The sequence below is a fragment of the Mycobacterium sp. P2_H7 genome (assembly GCF_056403275.1).
The window spans coordinates 40,111-58,418 of record NZ_JBFUFU010000014.1; the positions used below are offsets into that span (position 1 = coordinate 40,111).

Annotated in this window: 17 protein-coding genes and 1 pseudogene; 13 read left to right on the forward strand and 5 right to left on the reverse strand. The window is 67.0% G+C overall.

What is annotated here, in order from left to right; translation table 11 throughout:
- The first annotated feature begins 6 nt into the window (after positions 1–6).
- Genes AC1DY7_RS21630 through AC1DY7_RS21645 form a run of 4 tightly spaced genes read left to right on the forward strand, consistent with a single transcriptional unit; the run spans position 7 to position 4,554 of the window.
- Positions 7–744, forward strand: a complete 738-nt coding sequence (locus AC1DY7_RS21630) for an ABC transporter ATP-binding protein (protein WP_477495773.1) — start codon at positions 7–9, stop codon at positions 742–744.
- A gap of 24 nt (positions 745–768) precedes the next feature.
- On the forward strand, positions 769–2,289 hold the full coding sequence (locus tag AC1DY7_RS21635) for an APC family permease (protein ID WP_477495774.1): 1,521 nt from the start codon (positions 769–771) through the stop codon (positions 2,287–2,289).
- Complete coding sequence (locus AC1DY7_RS21640) at positions 2,286–4,256, forward strand: primary-amine oxidase (RefSeq protein ID WP_477495775.1); 1,971 nt, start codon at positions 2,286–2,288, stop codon at positions 4,254–4,256. The genes AC1DY7_RS21635 and AC1DY7_RS21640 overlap by 4 nt, the downstream gene beginning before the upstream one ends.
- A 19-nt stretch (positions 4,257–4,275) precedes the next feature.
- The gene (locus AC1DY7_RS21645; RefSeq protein ID WP_477495917.1) at positions 4,276–4,554 is read left to right on the forward strand and encodes an EF-Tu/IF-2/RF-3 family GTPase; all 279 of its coding nucleotides are present in this window, start codon (positions 4,276–4,278) and stop codon (positions 4,552–4,554) included.
- On the opposite strand, the gene AC1DY7_RS21650 is transcribed toward AC1DY7_RS21645, so the two are convergent.
- Positions 4,551–4,973 carry a MarR family winged helix-turn-helix transcriptional regulator gene (locus tag AC1DY7_RS21650; protein WP_477495776.1) on the reverse strand — a complete coding sequence of 141 codons (423 nt, stop codon included), beginning with the start codon at positions 4,971–4,973 and terminating at the stop codon, positions 4,551–4,553. The genes AC1DY7_RS21645 and AC1DY7_RS21650 overlap by 4 nt on opposite strands.
- Before the next feature lie 45 nt (positions 4,974–5,018).
- Here AC1DY7_RS21650 and AC1DY7_RS21655 point away from each other — a divergent pair, with 45 nt between their 5' ends.
- From AC1DY7_RS21655 to AC1DY7_RS21670, 4 genes are all read left to right on the forward strand, one after another.
- The gene (locus tag AC1DY7_RS21655) at positions 5,019–5,699 is read left to right on the forward strand and encodes a class I SAM-dependent methyltransferase (RefSeq protein ID WP_477495777.1); all 681 of its coding nucleotides are present in this window, start codon (positions 5,019–5,021) and stop codon (positions 5,697–5,699) included.
- Positions 5,700–5,794: 95 nt separating this feature from the next.
- Positions 5,795–6,520 carry a UMP kinase gene (gene pyrH, locus AC1DY7_RS21660; protein WP_477495778.1) on the forward strand — a complete coding sequence of 242 codons (726 nt, stop codon included), beginning with the start codon at positions 5,795–5,797 and terminating at the stop codon, positions 6,518–6,520.
- Between the two features lie 56 nt (positions 6,521–6,576).
- Complete coding sequence (gene frr, locus AC1DY7_RS21665; RefSeq protein ID WP_477495779.1) at positions 6,577–7,134, forward strand: ribosome recycling factor; 558 nt, start codon at positions 6,577–6,579, stop codon at positions 7,132–7,134.
- Between the two features lie 24 nt (positions 7,135–7,158).
- Positions 7,159–8,004 (forward strand): phosphatidate cytidylyltransferase, encoded by an 846-nt coding sequence (locus tag AC1DY7_RS21670; RefSeq protein WP_477495780.1) that lies wholly within the window; start codon positions 7,159–7,161, stop codon positions 8,002–8,004.
- Here the strand turns inward: AC1DY7_RS21670 and AC1DY7_RS21675 are convergent.
- Complete coding sequence (locus AC1DY7_RS21675; protein WP_477495918.1) at positions 7,915–8,868, reverse strand: DMT family transporter; 954 nt, start codon at positions 8,866–8,868, stop codon at positions 7,915–7,917. The two genes, AC1DY7_RS21670 and AC1DY7_RS21675, sit on opposite strands and share 90 nt — an antisense overlap.
- A 163-nt stretch (positions 8,869–9,031) precedes the next feature.
- On the opposite strand from AC1DY7_RS21675, the gene AC1DY7_RS21680 reads away from it, so the two are divergent.
- The 4 genes and pseudogenes from AC1DY7_RS21680 (at position 9,032) to AC1DY7_RS21695 (ending at position 12,651) form a co-directional block, all read left to right on the forward strand.
- The gene (locus AC1DY7_RS21680; RefSeq protein WP_477495781.1) at positions 9,032–9,883 is read left to right on the forward strand and encodes a LysR family transcriptional regulator; all 852 of its coding nucleotides are present in this window, start codon (positions 9,032–9,034) and stop codon (positions 9,881–9,883) included.
- A 14-nt stretch (positions 9,884–9,897) separates the two neighbouring features.
- Positions 9,898–10,989, forward strand: coding sequence for a dual-specificity RNA methyltransferase RlmN (gene rlmN / locus AC1DY7_RS21685; RefSeq protein ID WP_477495782.1), 1,092 nt, complete (start codon positions 9,898–9,900; stop codon positions 10,987–10,989).
- 110 nt (positions 10,990–11,099) lie between these two features.
- A pseudogene (locus AC1DY7_RS21690) lies at positions 11,100–11,970 on the forward strand (IS481 family transposase); the annotation flags it as partial.
- A 48-nt stretch (positions 11,971–12,018) separates the two neighbouring features.
- Complete coding sequence (locus AC1DY7_RS21695) at positions 12,019–12,651, forward strand: TetR/AcrR family transcriptional regulator (RefSeq protein WP_477495919.1); 633 nt, start codon at positions 12,019–12,021, stop codon at positions 12,649–12,651.
- Positions 12,652–12,700: 49 nt separating this feature from the next.
- Here the strand turns inward: AC1DY7_RS21695 and AC1DY7_RS21700 are convergent, their stop codons facing one another.
- The 3 genes from AC1DY7_RS21700 to AC1DY7_RS21710 form a co-directional block, all read right to left on the reverse strand.
- Positions 12,701–14,059 (reverse strand): DEAD/DEAH box helicase, encoded by a 1,359-nt coding sequence (locus tag AC1DY7_RS21700; protein WP_477495783.1) that lies wholly within the window; start codon positions 14,057–14,059, stop codon positions 12,701–12,703.
- 206 nt (positions 14,060–14,265) lie between these two features.
- Positions 14,266–15,306, reverse strand: a complete 1,041-nt coding sequence (locus AC1DY7_RS21705) for an LLM class F420-dependent oxidoreductase (protein ID WP_477495784.1) — start codon at positions 15,304–15,306, stop codon at positions 14,266–14,268.
- Between the two features lie 119 nt (positions 15,307–15,425).
- Entirely contained in the window at positions 15,426–16,268 is an 843-nt protein-coding gene (locus AC1DY7_RS21710; protein ID WP_477495920.1) for a dienelactone hydrolase family protein, read from the reverse strand.
- Between the two features lie 165 nt (positions 16,269–16,433).
- Between AC1DY7_RS21710 and glmS the strand changes: the two genes are divergently transcribed.
- Positions 16,434–18,305: a glutamine--fructose-6-phosphate transaminase (isomerizing) gene (gene glmS, locus AC1DY7_RS21715; protein ID WP_477495921.1), complete on the forward strand. Its 1,872-nt coding sequence runs from the start codon at positions 16,434–16,436 to the stop codon at positions 18,303–18,305.
- Positions 18,306–18,308 lie beyond the last annotated feature (3 nt).

Genomic DNA, 18,308 nt, shown 5'->3' on the forward strand with positions numbered 1-18,308 from the left:
GAACACATGACTGCCATCAACGAGACAACCACCGAATCGGTCCGGTTGGCCGACACCGAACCGGCCGGCGTGGCGCCGGTCATCGAGATCTCCGACGTGTGGAAGCTGCACAAGCTCGGCGACGAGGTCGTCAAGGCCCTCGTGAACGTCGAATTGCGGGTCATGCCGGGGGAGTTCGTCTGCCTGATGGGTCCCAGCGGCAGTGGCAAGTCGACGCTGCTCAACATCATCGGCGGCTTGGACCGTCCCACCAAGGGGGCCGTGCGGGTCGCAGGTCAGGACACCGCGACGATCTCGGAGAGTCAGTTCGCCGCCCTGCGACACGACACCATCGGGTTCATCTTCCAGAGCTACAACCTGATCCCGTTCCTGTCGGCTGTCGAAAACGTGGAACTGCCACTGATGTTCGAGCCGTACGACCGCAAGGCGCTGCGCCGGCGGGCCACCGAACTGCTCGAGCTGGTCGGCTTGGGGCATCGGATCCACCACCAGCCGACCAAGATGTCCGGAGGGGAACAGCAGCGCACCGCCATCGCGCGTTCGCTGATCAGCAACCCGACGCTGGTGCTGGCCGATGAGCCGACCGCCAATCTGGACCACCGCACGGGGGAGACGGTGGTGCGCATGCTGCGCGACCTGTGTTCGACGCTCGGCGTCACGGTCGTCGCAAGCACCCACGATCCCACGGTGGCCGACGAAGCGAGCCGTGTTGTCCGGATGCGAGACGGACAGATCGTCAACTGATCCAAAGGTATTGGGAGACAATTCATGACACAAGAACTGGAACATTCGGTCACCGCTGACCGCGACAAGCTGATGGCGACCGAACTGGTCCCCGAGCAGATCTTGCCGAAGGTGATGAGCACCTTCGGCCTGACCGCCGCCTACGTGTTCATCATCTGCTGGATCACGGGCTCCTCGGTGATGGCCACCGGTGGCTGGACCGCCATCCCGATGTGGGTGTTGGGCATACTGACCTTCCTGGTGCCTGCCGGCATGGCCGTCGTCGAACTCGGCAATCTGTGGCCCGGCCAAGGCGGTGTATACATCTGGGCCACCCGGACGATGGGGGAGACGTGGGGTTTCATCGGCGGCTACCTGTCGTGGGTGCCCGTCATCCTCAACGCCGCATCGTCGCCGGCGGTGGTGCTCTCCTTCCTGCTCTTGGCGTTCCACGCCGAGTTGGGTGTGATGTCCAGTGTCATCCTGCAGTTGGTGATCCTGTGGACGGTGGTCGGGCTGGCGCTCGCCAAGCTGGCCGCCAACCAGCGGATCATGAACGTCGTCTTCGTCGTGTTCGGCATCTTGGCGCTGACCATCTTCGTCTCCGGCGTGATCTTCGCGGTGCGCAACGGCTCGGCGACCCCGTTCAGCTGGTCGGAGGCGACCATTCCGAACTTCGCCGTGTCGGGCTTCCTGTACGGCACGGTGCTGCTCTACCTGCTCGGCGTGGAGACCCCGTACAACATGGGCGCGGAATTCCTGTCGGTGCGCAAGAGCGGTCCGCGGATGATCCTCTGGGGTTCAACGGCATTGGTCGCCATCTATCTGCTCACCACCCTGGGCACGATGATGGCGCTGCCCACCAGCGAGATCGACGCGGTGACCGGTGTCATCGGCATGCTGGATGTCGCTGGATTCCCCGGTCTGATGGAGATCTGTGCCGTGGTGCTGGCCTTGATCATCGTCGTGGCGCTGATGACCTACCAGGTGGCCTACTCCCGACTGATCTTCGTGTCGGGTCTGGAACGGCACCTGCCGAGAATCTTCACCCACCTGAACCCGCGGACCCGTAACCCGGTGTCGGCCATCCTGATCCAGGGCGTCATCTCGTCGCTGCTCATCATCGGCCTGTACTCACAGAGCAGCCTGGTCAACACGACGATCTTCCTGCAGGGCGGCTTGTCGACCGTGTGGCTGCTGTCCGGCTTCTTCTTCCTGATCCCGGTGGTCATCGCGCGGAAGAAGTACGCGGATCGCTATGAGAACGAGACGTTCTGGCGTATCCCCGGCGGCATGGTCGGGGTCTGGATCGTCGTCGTGGTGGGCACCGTCGGCACGGTCGCCGGCGTCTACTACTCCTTTGCGAAGTCCTGGCTGACCAGCGCCGGCGTCGGTGATGCCGAGTGGATGACATGGGTCGGTTGCATCAGCGTCGGGATGTTCGCGCTCGGCTTCGTCGTGTACATCTTCGGCCGCCGCTCGGCACACAAGGTGTCCCAAGACGACGCCCTGGCCCACCTCGCGGTGTTCGATCTCAACAAGGAAGCAGAGGAAACCGTCAAGTGACCATGGAGGACACCGTGCTGGGCACGGGCACCGCCGCACCGTCCACCCGCTACCCGCTGGACCCGCTCACCGGCGCCGAGATAGAGGCCGCGGCGGCTGTCATCACCGGATCCGAATATGCCAGCCCCACCTTGAAGTTCGTGATGATCCAGCTGGCCGAACCGGGCAAGACGGCCACGCTGACGTTCGACGGTGAGGTGCCGCGGCGCGCGTTCGCGAGCATGTACGACGCGGCGGCCAAGATGATCTACGAAGCCGTCGTGGACCTCGGGGCCCGCGTCATCGAGTCGTGGAAGGGCGTGCCCGGACGGTTCCCGTCCTACCTCGTCGAGCACATGACAGGTGTGGAGGAGAAGGTCCGCGAGGATCCCCGGTGGCAGGAGGCGATGCTCAAACGGGGCGTCACCGACTTCAGTCTGGCGATGATCGATCCCTGGCCCGCAGGCTATTACGGCGCGGGGGACCACCACGAGAACTCGCCGCTGATCTGCCGGCCGTTGACCTTCATGCGTGCCGCACCATCCGAACACGGGTACGCGCGCCCGGTCGAGGGTCTGATCGTCACCTTCGATCTCGACGCGATGGAGGTCATCGACATCGAGGACCACGGTGTGGTGCCGCTGCCGCCGACGGCGGGCAACTACGCCGAGGAGTTCATGTTCTCTCCCGACAACAGGCCGGCCTTCACTCAGTTCCGTGACGACGTCAAACCCATCGAGATCACCCAGCCCGACGGTCCGAGCTTCACCGTCGACGGGTGGAAGGTGCAGTGGCAGAAGTGGTCCCTGCGCATCGGGTTCAACCCTCGGGAGGGCGTCACGGTCCACGAGGTGAGCTATACCGACCGGGGCGAGACCCGTCCGATCCTCTACCGCGGGTCGTTGTCGGAGATGGTGGTGCCCTACGGCGACACCTCGCCGACGCACTGGAACAAGAACGTGTTCGACATGGGCGAGGTCGGGATGGGCTTCTCGGCCAATCCGTTGACCCTGGGGTGCGACTGTCTGGGCGAGATCCACTACTTCGACGGGACGGTCAACGACTCCAGCGGAAACGCCGTCGTCATCCCGAATGCGATCTGCATGCACGAGGAGGATTTCGGGATCTCTTGGAAGCACACGGATTTCCGGACGGGTGAGGTCGAGGTGCGCCGGTCGCGGCGGCTGGTCGTGTCGATGATATGCACCGTGGGCAACTACGAGTACGGCTTCTTCTGGTACTTCTACAACGACGCCTCCATCGAGGTCGAGGTCAAGTTGTCGGGCGTGCTGACCACCGGTGCAGTGGCCGAAGGAGAGACGCCCCGCTGGGGCAAGATGGTGGCGCCCGGCATCTACGGGCCGAACCATCAGCACTTCTTCAACTTCCGGCTCGACATGAGCATCGACGGCGCCGGAAACAGTGTCTACGAGGTGGATTCGGTACCCGAGCCCGATCCCGCGCTCAACCCGCATCACAACGCGTGGATCACCCAGGACACGCTGGTGGCCTCGGAGGCCGACGGCGCCCGTGACTGGAACTGGGAGACCGGCCGGTACTGGAAGGTGACCAATCCGTCCAAGACCAACGAACTCGGCTCGGCCGTCGCCTACAAGCTGGTGCCCAAGGAGATCGTGCCGGTGATGGTGCAGGAGGGGTCCTACATCTACGACAGGGCCCGGTTCGTCCAGCACAACCTGTGGGTGACCAAGTACGACCCGTCGGAGATGTTCGCCGCCGGCGACTACATGTACCAGTCTGCCGACGCCCAGGGCCTGCCCGAGTTCGTCGCCGACGACGCGCCGCTGGAGGACACCGACGTGGTGCTCTGGTACACCCTGGGGGCGCATCACGTGGTGCGGCCGGAGGACTGGCCCGTGATGCCCTGTGCCTACACGGGTTTCCACCTCAAGCCGGTCGGCTTCTTCGACGGCAATCCGGCGCTGGATCTGCCGCCATCGCCACCGAAAGCGTGCCACCAGCACTAACATCGGCCGCGTGTTCAGCATGAAGATCGACGACGTGTTCGTGATCAAGAATCGCGGCGTCGTGGTGACCGGTCGCGTGGACGCCGGAGAGGTCCGTGTCGGTGACTCCCTGTGGGTCGCCGACCGGACCTTCCGCGTCGACGCGATCGAGGCGTTCCGCAAGTCGCTGGATGCCGCGTCGGCGGGCGACACCGTCGGGCTGCTCTTCCGGACGGCTGCAAAGGCGGACTTCAGCCCCGGCAGCCTCCTGCGCGACTCGCCTGGCCCCGCGGACAGCGCGGCGACTTTCGTTCTCTAGTCACCGACGGCGGCGAGCATCCGCTTCAGCTCGGTGCGTTCGCTATCGGTGAGATGGCCGAGCACATCGAGTTCGGCAGCGCGCACCCCGGCGTCGGTGCGTTTGAGGATCGCCACGCCCTCGCGCGTCAAAGCGGTGGGCAGCGCGCGCCCCGAAGCCACGCTGGTCGGGCGCGCGACCAGTCCGCGATCCTGCAGACCCCGCACCACCATGTTCATCGCCTGCGGCGAGACGCTCAGTTCACGGGCCAGTTCGGCGTTGGACAGGCCGGGCGACTTGGACACCATCCGCATGCAGAGGTACTGGGCAAAGGTCAGATCCAAGGGTTCCAGGACGGTCGCCGTCACCTCGGACCGCAATGTCATGGCGGCGCGATGCAGCAGATAGCCGAGGGGAAGATCGTCGACCGGGTCACCCATGTCAACAATGTTGACACATATCAACTAGGTTGATATACCGGATGTATGACCACACCACACCAGATGTTCGAATCGGCCTACCGCGGCGAAGCCGCCGACTTCGAGGGCGCCCGCCCGCCGTGGAGTATCGGCGAGCCCCAGCCGGAGATCGCGGCGCTCATCGCGGCGGGCCGGGTACACGGCGACGTCCTGGATGCCGGTTGCGGGGAAGCGGCCACCGCGCTGGATCTCGCCGCGCGCGGGTTCACCGCCGTGGGCCTGGACTCCTCGCCGACCGCCATCGAGCTGGCCCGTGCGGAGGCCGGCCGCCGGGGTCTGGCCAACGTCAGCTTCGACGTCGCCGACATCAGCGCCTTCACCGGATACGACGGCCGCTTCGGCACCATCATCGACTCGACGCTGTTCCACTCCATGCCCGTCGAACTGCGCGAGGGGTACCAGCAGTCCATCGTGCGGGCGTCGGCGCCCGGTGCGTCCTACTTCGTGCTGGTCTTCGACGCCGCCGGCATGCCCGCCGATGGACCGGTGAACGCCGTCACCGCCGAGGAACTGCGCGACGTCGTCGGCAAGTACTGGGAGATCGACGAGATCCGGCCGGCCCGCATCCACGCGCAGGTCCCGCCGGCGCTGGCCGACTTCGGTGCCTTCGCCGGCGCCGACGTCCGTGATGAGCCCAACGGTCGCAAATCGGTCGGGGCCTGGCTACTGACCGCACACCGCGACTGACCAAATCGGTAGTACGCCCCGGCCACCCCGACGTGGCCGGGGCGTCGTCATGAGGCAGGATGGTGGCGATTCTTTGTCGCAACCGAAGGAGTCTGATGGCGGTGGGACAGATCCGGCCCGCGTACTCGCGAGTGCTCCTCAAACTCGGCGGCGAGATGTTCGGCGGCGGGCAGGTCGGGCTCGATCCCGACGTCGTCGCCCTGGTGGCACGCCAGATCGCCGAAGTCGTCCGCGGCGGCGCCCAGATCGCCGTCGTCATCGGCGGCGGCAACTTCTTCCGCGGCGCCCAGCTGCAGCAGCGGGGCATGGAACGCACGCGCAGCGACTACATGGGCATGCTCGGCACCGTGATGAACAGCCTTGCGCTGCAAGACTTCCTGCAGAAGGAAGGGATCGACACCCGGGTGCAGACGGCCATCACCATGGGACAGGTCGCCGAGCCCTACATCCCGCTGCGAGCTCGGCGGCACTTGGAGAAGGGCCGCGTTGTCATCTTCGGTGCCGGGATGGGCCTGCCCTACTTCTCCACCGACACCACCGCGGCGCAGCGTGCGCTGGAGATCGGCGCCGAGATCGTCCTCATGGCCAAGGCGGTCGACGGCGTGTACACCGACGACCCCAGGACCAACCCGGACGCCGAGCTGCTGACCGCGATCACGCACCGCGAGGTGATCGACCGCGGGCTTCAGGTGGCCGATTCCACCGCGTTCAGCCTCTGCATGGACAACGGCATGCCGATCCTGGTGTTCAATCTCCTCACCGACGGCAATATCGCGCGAGCGGTCGCAGGTGAGAAGATCGGAACACTGGTCACCAGCTGACAGCCGCGCATTGTGATTGAGATGCTGGGCGGGCGAATGCGACGGGAGATACTGAAGTGATCGACGAAACCCTCTTCGATGCCGAAGAGAAGATGGAGAAGGCGGTGTCGGTGTCGCGCGATGACCTCGCGTCGATCCGCACCGGCCGTGCCAACCCTGGCATGTTCTCCCGGCTGAACATCGACTACTACGGTTCGCCGACGCCGATCACCCAGCTCTCCAGCATCAACGTGCCCGAGGCCCGGCTCGTGGTCATCAAGCCCTACGAGGCCAGCCAGCTGCGCGCCATCGAGGACGTGATCCGCAACTCCGACCTGGGCGTCAACCCGTCCAACGACGGCAACGTCATCCGGATCTCCATCCCGCAGCTCACCGAGGAGCGCCGGCGCGACCTGGTCAAGCAGGCCAAGGGCAAGGGCGAGGACGCCAAGGTGTCCATCCGCAACATCCGCCGCAAGGCGATGGAGGAACTGGCCCGCATCAAGAAGGACGGCGAGGCCGGCGAGGACGAGGTGAGCCGCGCCGAGAAGGACCTGGACAAGTCCACCGGGCAGTACGTCACCCAGATCGACGAACTGGTCAAGCACAAGGAAGGCGAGTTGCTGGAGGTCTAGACGACCTTTCAGCACCCGACTCCCGTGGCACAGACCGAGCCACCCAAGAAGACTTCGCGCGCCGGGCGCGATCTGCCTGCCGCCATCGCGGTGGGTGCCGTCCTGGGTGCCATGGCGATCGGCACGTTGCTCTTCGCGCCCATCTGGTGGCTGCCGCTGCTCTCGGTCGCCATGGCCATCGCCACCCACGAGGTCATCCGGCGGCTGCGTGAGCACGGCTATGCACTGCCCACCGTCGCGCTGCTGGTCGGCGGCCAGGCGATGATCTGGTTGACCTGGCCGTTCGGCATCGACGGCCTGCTGGGCGCCTACGGCGGGACCATCGTGGTCTGCATGGTCTGGCGACTGGTGGGCCAAGGCCTCAACCAGCAGCCGGTCAACTACCTACGCGATATCGCCGCCACCGTGCTGCTGGCCACCTGGGTGCCGATGTTCGCGGCGTTCACGGCGCTGCTCATCTTCGCCGACCACGGCGGCGTACGCGTGTTCACCATCATCGTGACGGTCGTGTTCGCCGACATCGGCGGCTACGTCGCCGGCGTCCTGTTCGGCAAGCACGTGCTGGCACCCGCGATCAGCCCCAAGAAATCGTGGGAAGGCCTGGGCGGCTCACTGCTGTTCGGCATCACGGCCTCGGTCTTGTCAGTGGCTTTCCTGATGGAAAAGCCGGCCTGGGTCGGCGTGCCGCTCGGCGTGCTCCTGGTCATCACCGGGGTGCTCGGCGACCTGGTGGAATCCCAGGTCAAGCGCGACCTCGGCATCAAGGACATGGGGACGCTGCTACCCGGTCACGGCGGGATCATGGACCGCATCGACGCGATGCTGCCGTCCGCCGTCGTGGGCTGGATCGTCCTGACGCTTCTTGCCTGACGCGCCAGACGCGCCCGACGCGCCCGACGCATTCAGCCAACACGCCGCCGCACCCAGGACCAGCCCCGCGGCGATCCCGATGTTCACCCGCTCGCCGAGCATCAGCCAGGACAACACACCCGCGACCGCGGGAATGACACAGAACAACATGGCCACCGCCGACGCACCGTGCAAGCTGATCGCTCGCACGTACAGCGACACCCCGAGGGTGGCGTTCAGCAGCACGACGCCGGCGACCGCGAACACGGCGTGGGTCATGTTGTGCACCACGATCGGTGTGCTCAGCGCCAAGGCCAGCGCGGGCACGAAGGCCACCGCGTTCTGCACCGACGTGGCGGCCCGGAAGTCGACGTCGGCGCAGAAGCGCTGCTGATACACCCCGCCTGCGGCCAGTCCCAGCAGGGCGACCAGCAGAAGTCCCACCACCGGGTCCACCCCGCCGGTGGCGATCAGGCGCGTTGCGCAGGCCGTGAGCACCGCGGCGACACCGAGCACCAGTGCGACGACCCGACGCGGCGTCAACCGGTCGCGCAGGACCGTCGCCGCCAGCAGGGCGGTCGCCACCGGATTCATCGCGATGACCACCGCACACAGCACGGCCGGCGCGCCGTGCTGGATGGCGATGTACAGCGCGCAGAACTGCACGGCCTGCATCAACAGACCTGCGACCGCCACATGGGCGAGCGTGCGTCCAGTGGGGAAACGCACCCGGGCCAGCGCCGCCCACACCCCGAGGATCGTGCCGGCCAACCCGAATCGGAACGCCAGCACCGCCATCGGGGACATCGCGTGTACCGCGAGATTGCCGATCGGGTAGCCCAGCGCGTAGAAGAACGTCACGGTCGTCGCGGTACGCAACGGCATCGGGGTCATGGCTCCATCGTGGGCGGCGGGGCGCGAGAGGTCCAACGAATATCGGCTATCGGGATCGATCGTCAATGATGATCAATTGCGGGGAATAACCTAGCCATCCGCCCAAATCGTCGGGACTTTTGATCGTCTGCACTGATCGGAGTACCTTGGCCGCATGGGTCAGCTGCTGGACATCGCGCCGTTGCGCAGCGTCGTGGCGGTGGCGGACTGTGGTGGGTTTCACCGCGCCGCCGCGGTGTTGCACATGACTCAGTCCGCGGTCAGTCAGCACGTCCGGCGGGTCGAGGCCGTCGTCGGCGGCCCGGTCGTCGAGCGCGCCGGCCGCGGCGTCGCGTTCACCGAGCTGGGGCACCGCGTACTGGGCCACGCCCGGACCATCCTGGCCGCGCATGACGCGGCACTGGCCGACCTGGGCGCGGCCGAGGAGCGCGTGCTCTTGATCGGCGCCACCGAACACGGCGCTGATGTCATGCTGCCCGCACTGACCGCCGCACTGGGCGAACGGCTGCCCGACTGGCGGCTGCGCTTCCGGCTCGATCGCAACGTCATGCTGGCCGACGCCATCGAGCACGGTTTCGTCGACCTCGCGGTCATGCTCGACGGATCGGGGCTGGATCCCGCGCATGCGTCGGGAATGCTCGCGTTGAAATGGGTCTCGGGTCGCAGTTTCGCCGTGCCCGCCAACGAGGCGTTGCCGGTGGTGATGTTCTCCGAACCGTGCACGCTGCGCGAACCGACCTTCGCGACCCTCGACCGGCTCGACACCGACTACCGCATCGCCGCGGAATCCGCCGATCTGTCCGGCCTGTTCGCCGCCGTGCGTTCCGGGCTGGGGGTGGCACTGCTACCGATGATCGGCAGGCTGCCCGACGGGCTGTGTCTGGCCGAGGGACTGCCGCCGGCCAGTCGAGCGTCGGTGTTCGTCCGCGGCCGGGCCGGCGTCGACGCCACGGTCCTGGACACCGTCGAGCAGACCGTGCGTGACGTTATCGCCGGACAAGCCTGATACTGGAACGGATCATGAAGCAGGAACTGGTTTTCGAAGCCCCCCGCCGCGGTATGCCGCCGCGGCATCTCGCCGATCTCGACGAAGCCGGCCGGATCGAGGCCGTCACCGGACTCGGGTTGCCGAAGTTCCGGGCAAAACAGCTGGCCAACCAGTACTACGGACGCCTCATCGCCGATCCACGCCAGATGACAGACCTACCCGCCGCCGTGCGCGACCAGGTCGCCGGTGAGTTGTTCCCGACGCTGATCTCCCCGGCCCGTGAGATCCAGTGCGACGCCGGCGAGACGCGTAAGACGCTGTGGCGTGCGCAGGACGGCACCAACTTCGAGTCGGTGCTGATGCGCTACCCGCAGCGCAACACCGTCTGCATCTCGTCGCAGGCCGGCTGCGGCATGGCGTGCCCGTTCTGCGCGACGGGTCAGGGTGGGCTCAAGCGCAATCTGTCCACCGCCGAGATCCTGGAGCAGGTGCGGGCGGCGTCGTTCGCGATGCGCGAGGAGCATGACGGCCGGCTGTCCAACATCGTCTTCATGGGCATGGGGGAGCCGTTGGCCAACTACAACCGGGTGTTGGCCGCCGTGCAGCGCATCATTGCGCCCCCGCCGGAAGGTTTCGGGATCAGCGCCCGCTCGGTGACGGTGTCCACGGTCGGGCTGGCGCCGGCCATCCGCAAGCTCGCCGACGAGAAGCTCGGGGTGACGCTGGCGGTGTCGCTGCACACCCCCGACGACGAACTGCGCGACACCCTGGTCCCGGTGAACAACCGCTGGAGCGTCGACGAAGTCCTGGATGCCGCCCGCTATTACGCCGATTCCACCGGCCGCCGGGTCTCGATCGAGTACGCGCTGATCCGCGATGTCAACGACCAGCCTTGGCGCGCAGACCTTCTCGGCAAGAAATTGCGCAGCAAGCTGGGCGCCCTGGTGCACGTGAACCTCATCCCGCTGAACCCGACACCGGGCAGTGAGTGGGACGCCAGCCCCAAGCCGGTGGAGCGAGAGTTCGTCAAACGTGTTCTGGCCAAAGGGGTCTCGTGCACGGTGCGGGATACCCGTGGCCGCGAGATCGCCGCGGCCTGTGGGCAGTTGGCGGCCGAAGGCTGACTAGCTGTACTGACCACGGACGTTAGGTACGGCGTGGCGTGGTGACATGAAGAAGACCTCCGAGTGGAGTGCGAGCTGTCTAGGAACGCTCCCCACCCTCGGAGGTCTTCGTGTCCCACCGTAACGCCCCATTGTCAGAAACCGGCCGTCTGCGCCTTGCTCGTTGCGTAGTCGAGGACGGATGGACGCTGCGACGAGCTGCAGAACGCTTTCAAGACCGAACGACGGATCATCAAGGTGCGGGTCATCCGCCGCTGGGGACCAGCCCGGATCGGCTACCTACTCGGACTGCACCCCTCAACGGTGCACCGGGTGCTGACCCGCTACGGGCTGGCCAAGCTGCGCTGGCTGGACCGCCCCACCGGATGTGTGGTTCGGCGCATGGAATCGCCGCACCCCGGCGATCTCGTTCACGTCGATGTCAAAAAGCTTGGCAAGATCCCCGCCGGCGGCGGTTGGCGCATGCTGGGCCGCTCCATCGGCAAGCACAACTCGGTGGCCGACAGAAGTACTGGGACCCGCGGCCGCAACGGCGACCCGAGCCGGGGTTACCACTTTCTGCACACCGCCATCGACGCCCATTCCCGGCTCGCCTACTCCGAAATCCTGACCGACGAACGTAAAGAGACCGCCGCGGCGTTCTGGCTGCGCGCCAACCACTGGTTCAATGATTGTGGCTTTACAGTGCGAAATATATTGACCGACAACGGCTCCTGCTATCGTTCGCACAAATTTCGTGATGCCCTCGGTGAGATCACACATCGGCGTACCCGCCCATATCGACCACAGACCAACGGCAAGGTCGAGAGATTTCACCGCACCCTGGCCGACGAATGGGCCTACGCCCGCCTCTACCGCAGCGACGCCGAACGCTGCGACGAGTTCCCGCGATGGCTACACACCTACAATCACCACCGCGGCCACACAGCACTCAACGGTCAACCACCCGCCAGCCGCGTACCTAACCTCTCAGGTCAGTACAAGGCTTTAAAACGCGTGAACGGAACCAGCGTGGGTCGGAGGAGTGGAGTGTCGGAGCGTGTTGAAGACGGCCCGCCGCGTCGGACTCGCGGCCGACCTCGTCTCACCATCGACCACGAGGACGTCGCCGACGCGGTGGCGGAGTTGTATGCCGAGGGTGGCTACGAGGCGGTATCGATCGTCGAGACCGCGGACCGACTGGGCGTTTCCCGCGCGACGCTGTACCGCTCGGTCCCGACAAAGGAAGAACTCGTCGCGATCCTGTTCGAACAGTGCACGGGAGCGCTGACCGAAAGCACCACCGCCGCGATGGCGGGTGCCGCCGGTCCCGCCGCCCAGCTCATCGCGATGATCCGGGTGCAAGCCGACGCCGCGGTACGCATGCGCAGCTACATCGACCTGATTGTCGGAGGCCCCGGGCTGCCGCCCGACGTCTACTCGCGGTGGCTGTCCTGGAGCCGTGAGATGGAGAAGATGTGGGTCGGTGTGGTCGGCGCCAACATGGCCGACGGTCACCTGGACGAGGGGAATCCCGCCGTCACGGCACGACTGATCCTGGGCATGATCGTCTCTGTGTCGCGGTGGTCTCGACCCAAGGAGCAGACCGGTCCCGAGGAGATCGCCCAAGCGGTGATCCAACTGCTCAGATTGAGCGATGAGGCGCCCGGCGTTCTCCGGTGACTTGTGCACGTTCCGTAACGCGAGACGTTACGGAACGTGCATCAATCGCTCAGCGGTGCTGTCCCGCGCCACCCCGTCGGGAACGGTTGCCGCCGCCGCTGCTGGCGGCGCTGCCACCGGAGCGGCCACCGCCGGTACCCCCGGCCCGGGTGGGCCGACGGCGCTGGCTCTGCTGGCGACCGGGCTGCTGCGGCGCGCGCGTCGCGGCAGGCTCGGCGCCGGCCAACTCGATAGGGCCGGTGAACTTCCGCTCGCCCGGGGCGATCTCCTGCAGCACCGGATGCGACGTGCCACTGAACTTGGTGATCGTCGGCTTGATGCCCGCTTTGCGGGTCAGGACGCGGACATCGGAGACCTGGTCATCGACCATCAAGGTGACAACGGTGCCGTCGTTGCCGGCACGCGCGGTGCGGCCGGACCGGTGCAGGTATGCCTTGTGCTCCACCGGGGGATCGGCGTGCACGACCAGGCTGACATCGTCGACGTGGATACCGCGGGCGGCGATGTCGGTGGCGACCATCACCGTGGCCGAACCGTCCGAGAACGCGGCCAGGTTGCGGGTACGGGCGTTCTGAGACAGGTTGCCGTGCAGCTCAACTGCCGGTACGCCGCGTGAATTGAGCTTGCGGGCAAGGCCTTTGGCGCCGTACTTGGTGCGGGCGAACACGATGGTGCGGCCCGGGGACGCGGCCAGGTCGGCGAGCACATCGAAACGTGCCGCGCCGTCCACGTGCAGCACGTGGTGGGCCATGGCGGCCACCGGCGACTGCTCGGAGTCGACGCTGTGCACCACGGGATCGTGCAGGTAACGGTCGACCAGCACGTCGATGCCGTTGTCGAGGGTGGCCGAGAACAGCAGGCGCTGACCGTCGCGCGGGGTGCGATCCAGCAGACGCTTGACCGGGGGCAGGAAGCCCAGGTCGGCCATGTGGTCGGCCTCGTCGAGCACGGTGATCTGCACGCCGGACAGGTCGGCGTAGCCGGACTTGACGTGGTCCTCGAGGCGGCCGGGGCAGGCGATGACGATGTCGATGCCGTTGCGCAGCTTGTCGATCTGCGGGTTGGCGCTCACACCGCCGAAGATCGTGGCCGACCGCAGGCCGGTCGCCTGCGCCAGGGGCGCGAGCGAGGCGTCGATCTGGGCGACCAGTTCGCGGGTCGGGGCCAGGATGAGTGCGCGGAAAGCCTTGGGGCGGCGCGGCACCGGGTTGGCGGCCAGGCGGCTCACCAGCGGCAGCAGGAACGCGTAGGTCTTGCCGGAACCGGTGCGGCCGCGGCCGAGCACGTCACGGCCCGCCAGCGAATCCGGCAGGGTCGCAGACTGGATGGGGAAAGGGGACTCGATGCCTTTGGCAGCGAGCGTGGAAACGACGGCCTCGGGCAGGCCGAGGTCGGCAAACGTGGACACGAAGAAACTCCAGAAAAGTCGAGTGTGGTCGTCCTGCCCGGCGCGGGGTGATCCCGCGGCTCTCGGTGTGACGATCGAGCAGGGCTACGATAAAAGCCCTGGCGAGGCGGCAAAAGGCAGAACAGACGATGCCGCTGTGGAGAGCGTACCCAACAAACCGGTGCGCCGCCCAATTGTGAGGCGAGTGTCACGCCCGACTGGCCGGCCTAGCTGGTGAGCGAGACCAGATCCTCGGCGAACGTGACCGCCTCGGCGTCGTCGCCGGTGAGGGGATGCACCAGGATGGTCGTCACCCCGGCCTCCGCGTAGGCGGCGAGCCGTTCCTTGACGAAACCCTTTGGCCCGACCAGGGATACGTTGCGGACCAGCTCGTCGGGCACCGCCGCGATCGCCTCGGCCTTCTTGCCGGCCAGGTACAGGTCCTGGATGTGGTCGGCGACCTCGCCGTAGCCATAGCGGGTGGCCAGGTTGTGATAGAAGTTCTTGCCGCGCGCGCCCATTCCGCCGATGTACAGGGCCAGTTGCGGTTTCGCCCAGGCGAGCCGGTCGTCGACGTCGTCGCCGATGGCCAGGCTGGCGCTGACCATCACATCGAGCGGACCCAGCGCCGGATCCCGTTTGGCGGCACCGGCGCGCAGGGCGTCGCCCCAGACGTCGTCGGCCTTCTCCGGGTAGTAGAACACCGGCTGCCAGCCTTCGGCGATCTCGGCGGTCAATTGCACGTTCTGCGGGCCCAGTGCCGCGATGGTGATCGGAATGCGCTCGCGCACAGGATGATTGATCAGCTTCAGTGGCTTGCCCAGGCCGGTGCCGCGGCCGGCGGGCAGGGGGAGTTGGTAGTACTTGCCGTCGTGGTTGACGGGCTCGCGGCGCCACACCTGCCTGCAGATCTCGACGACCTCGCGGGTGCGGCCCAGCGGTGCGTCGAACGCCACGCCGTGGAAGCCCTCGACGACCTGCGGACCGGACGTGCCGAGGCCCAGGCGGAAACGACCGTCGGAGACGTAGTCGACACCGGCCGCCGTCATCGCCAGCAGGGAGGGGGTGCGGGTGTAGATCGGCACCACCCCGGTGCCCAGTTCGATGGTCGAGGTCTTCGCGGCGAGGTAACCCAACTGGCTGATCGCGTCGTAGGAGTACGCCTCGGCGACCAGGGCGATGTCGATGCCCACCTGCTCCAGCTTGACGACCTGTTCGGCCGCTTCCTTGAAGCCGCCGGCGTAGCCCAGAAAGATCCCTGTCCGCATGGAGGAGTTATATCACCAACCGGTTGGTTGGGGGCGATGTGAACGGTGTGTGCCGTTTCGTCCGCGACGCGCGGGGCGAACCGGACCAGGTCGCACAAAGCGGGACGTTCAGGGCCGGGTCAGCCCTTGAGCAGCGCGACGAACTTGTCCTCGAGCGTCGCGGGGACGGCCTCCGGGTCGATCTCGGCGGTCTTGGGCAGGGTGATCTCGGGGTCGGCGAAGTCCTTGTAGGCCTTGTCGCCGGCCAGCGTGAACAGCAGATACCCGGTCAGCAGCGCCCGCACCGACTTCTGGGTGCCGCGGTCGGCGCCCGGCAGACCGACCACCTTGCCCAGGCGCCGGCCCTCGACCAGTCCGCCCGCTTCGGCCTTGCTGACCGTGCGCGTCGTCGCGGTGCTCCAGGCGCCTGCCAGCGCATCGGCATTGGACCGCAGGGAGGTGCCGTCGGACGGCGCGCGCAGGATCAGTCCGGGCAGCTTCAACCCGGCGGCCGGCTGTTCGGCCCCCGGACTGGACGCGGCCGGGAACAGCGCCGCCGCGGCTGCGAGCCTGCTCTGCATACCTGCCGCGGCGAACACCGCGGCGGAGGCGCCGAAACCGTGCCCGGCGACGGCCAGCTTGCCCGGATGAACGCTGATCTTGCCCGTTCCCAGTCGCACCCCGGCAATGATGTCCAGCGTGGTGCCCAGATCGAAGGCGGCATTGAGCACCGACGGGGCCAGCGCCTTCTCGGTATCCGGTGCCGCCGCAACGATGCCCCACGAGGCGAGATGTTCCAGGGTCCCCGCATAGCGTTCGGCGCCCGTCAGCCAGTCGTGGCCGAACGCCACGCCGGGCAGCCCCAGCCCCGACTCGGGGGTGAAGACCACGCCGGGCAGGCCGGCGAAGGCCAGGTCGCCGCGGAGTACCCGGTGCGGGCCGCGCCGGGTGAGAGCTGCGAAAAGCTTCTTCGTGCTGGCCACCCGTAGACCGTACGTCAACCGTGCGGTGACCACGGTCACGTGGTGACGGGTACCACCTTCTCCTCGGCCTTCGGCGTGGTGGCGGTGCTGCCCGCTGAGATCGCCGCGTCGCGCGGGCCCGCGGTTGGCCGGGGGTGGCCGGGCGCTGCACTACCCTGGGTAACCATGTGTGGAATCGTCGGTTACGTCGGACGGCGCCCCGCCTGCGGGATTGTGGTCGATGCCTTGCGGCGGATGGAATACCGGGGTTATGACTCCTCGGGCGTCGCCCTGCTCGACGGCGACGGCGGCCTGGTGGTGCGGCGCCGAGCGGGCAGGCTGGCCAATCTGGAGGAAGCAATCACCGAAGCCCGCGCGGCGGATCCCGCCGCGTTGTCCGGCACCACCGGCATGGGACACACCCGGTGGGCCACCCACGGCCGGCCCACCGACCGCAATGCGCATCCACACCGGGACGCGAGCGGCAAGTTCGCCGTCGTGCACAACGGCATCATCGAGAACTTCGCCGCCCTGCGCACCGGGCTGGAGGCCGCCGGCGTCGAGTTCGCCAGCGACACCGACTCCGAGGTGGCCGTACATCTGGTCGCCCACGCGTATCGCGAGGGTGCCACTGCCGGCGACTTCGTCGGCTCCGTGCTGTCGGTGCTGCGCCAGCTCGAGGGACATTTCACGCTGGTGTTCGCCTGCGCCGACGAACCCGGCACCATCGTCGCGGCCCGCCGGTCCACCCCGTTGGTGGTGGGGGTCGGCGACGGCGAGATGTTCGTCGGATCCGACGTGGCCGCCTTCATCGAGCACACCCGCGACGCCGTCGAACTGGGCCAGGACCAGGCCGTCGTGATCACCGCGGACGGGTACCGGGTGACGGACTTCGCGGGTGATGACGCACCGGCCCGCGAGTTTCACATCGACTGGGACCTCAGCGCCGCCGAGAAGGGCGGCTACGACTACTTCATGCTCAAGGAGATCGCCGAGCAGCCGACCGCGGTGTCGGACACCCTGCTGGGCCACTTCGTCGACGGCCGCATCGTGCTCGACGAGCAGCGCCTGTCCGACCAGGAGCTGCGCGAGGTCGACAAGGTGTTCATCGTCGCCTGCGGCACCGCCTACCACTCCGGGATGCTGGCCAAGTACGCCATCGAGCACTGGACCAGGCTTCCGGTGGAAGTCGAGCTCGCCAGCGAATTCCGGTACCGCGACCCGGTTCTGGACCGCAGCACGCTGGTGATCGCCATCTCCCAGTCGGGCGAGACGGCCGATACCCTGGAAGCGGTGCGGCACGCCAAGGAGCAGAAGGCCAAGGTCCTGGCCATCTGCAACACCAACGGCAGCCAGATTCCGCGGGAGGCCGACGCGGTGCTCTACACCCGCGCCGGTCCGGAGATCGGGGTCGCGTCCACCAAGACCTTCCTGGCGCAGTTGACCGCGAACTACCTTGTCGGACTTGCCCTTGCGCAGGCTCGGGGAACCAAGTACCCGGACGAGGTGGCCCGCGAATACCACGATCTGGAAGCGATGGCCGATCAGGTGGCTCGCGTGCTGACGTGCATGGAGCCGGTGACAGAACTCGCACGCCGGTTCGCGCAGTCCTCGGCGGTGCTGTTCCTGGGTCGCCACGTCGGCTACCCGGTGGCGCTCGAAGGTGCGCTCAAGCTCAAAGAGTTGGCGTATATGCACGCCGAGGGCTTCGCCGCCGGCGAACTCAAGCACGGCCCGATCGCGCTGATCGAGGATGACCTGCCGGTGATCGTGGTGATGCCGTCGCCGAAGAATTCGGCGACCCTGCATGCCAAGTTGCTCAGCAACATCCGCGAGATCCAGGCCCGCGGCGCGGTGACCATCGTCATCGCCGAAGAGGGCGACGACACCGTCGCGCCGTATGCCGACCACCTGATCGAGATCCCGGCGGTGTCCACGCTGTATCAGCCGCTGCTGTCGACGATACCGATGCAGGTGTTCGCGGCGGGCGTGGCCCAGGCGCGTGGCTATGACGTGGACAAGCCGCGCAACCTGGCCAAGTCGGTGACCGTCGAGTAGTTG

Coding starts and splice junctions, on each gene's coding strand:
- AC1DY7_RS21630 (WP_477495773.1), top strand. CDS start 7: ATGACTGCCATCAACGAGACAACCACCGAATCGGTCCGGTTGGCCGAC.
- AC1DY7_RS21635 (WP_477495774.1), top strand. CDS start 769: ATGACACAAGAACTGGAACATTCGGTCACCGCTGACCGCGACAAGCTG.
- AC1DY7_RS21645 (WP_477495917.1), top strand. CDS start 4,276: ATGAAGATCGACGACGTGTTCGTGATCAAGAATCGCGGCGTCGTGGTG.
- AC1DY7_RS21650 (WP_477495776.1), bottom strand. CDS start 4,973: ATGGGTGACCCGGTCGACGATCTTCCCCTCGGCTATCTGCTGCATCGC.
- AC1DY7_RS21655 (WP_477495777.1), top strand. CDS start 5,019: ATGACCACACCACACCAGATGTTCGAATCGGCCTACCGCGGCGAAGCC.
- pyrH (WP_477495778.1), top strand. CDS start 5,795: ATGGCGGTGGGACAGATCCGGCCCGCGTACTCGCGAGTGCTCCTCAAA.
- AC1DY7_RS21675 (WP_477495918.1), bottom strand. CDS start 8,868: ATGCCGTTGCGTACCGCGACGACCGTGACGTTCTTCTACGCGCTGGGC.
- AC1DY7_RS21680 (WP_477495781.1), top strand. CDS start 9,032: ATGGGTCAGCTGCTGGACATCGCGCCGTTGCGCAGCGTCGTGGCGGTG.
- rlmN (WP_477495782.1), top strand. CDS start 9,898: ATGAAGCAGGAACTGGTTTTCGAAGCCCCCCGCCGCGGTATGCCGCCG.
- AC1DY7_RS21705 (WP_477495784.1), bottom strand. CDS start 15,306: ATGCGGACAGGGATCTTTCTGGGCTACGCCGGCGGCTTCAAGGAAGCG.
- glmS (WP_477495921.1), top strand. CDS start 16,434: ATGTGTGGAATCGTCGGTTACGTCGGACGGCGCCCCGCCTGCGGGATT.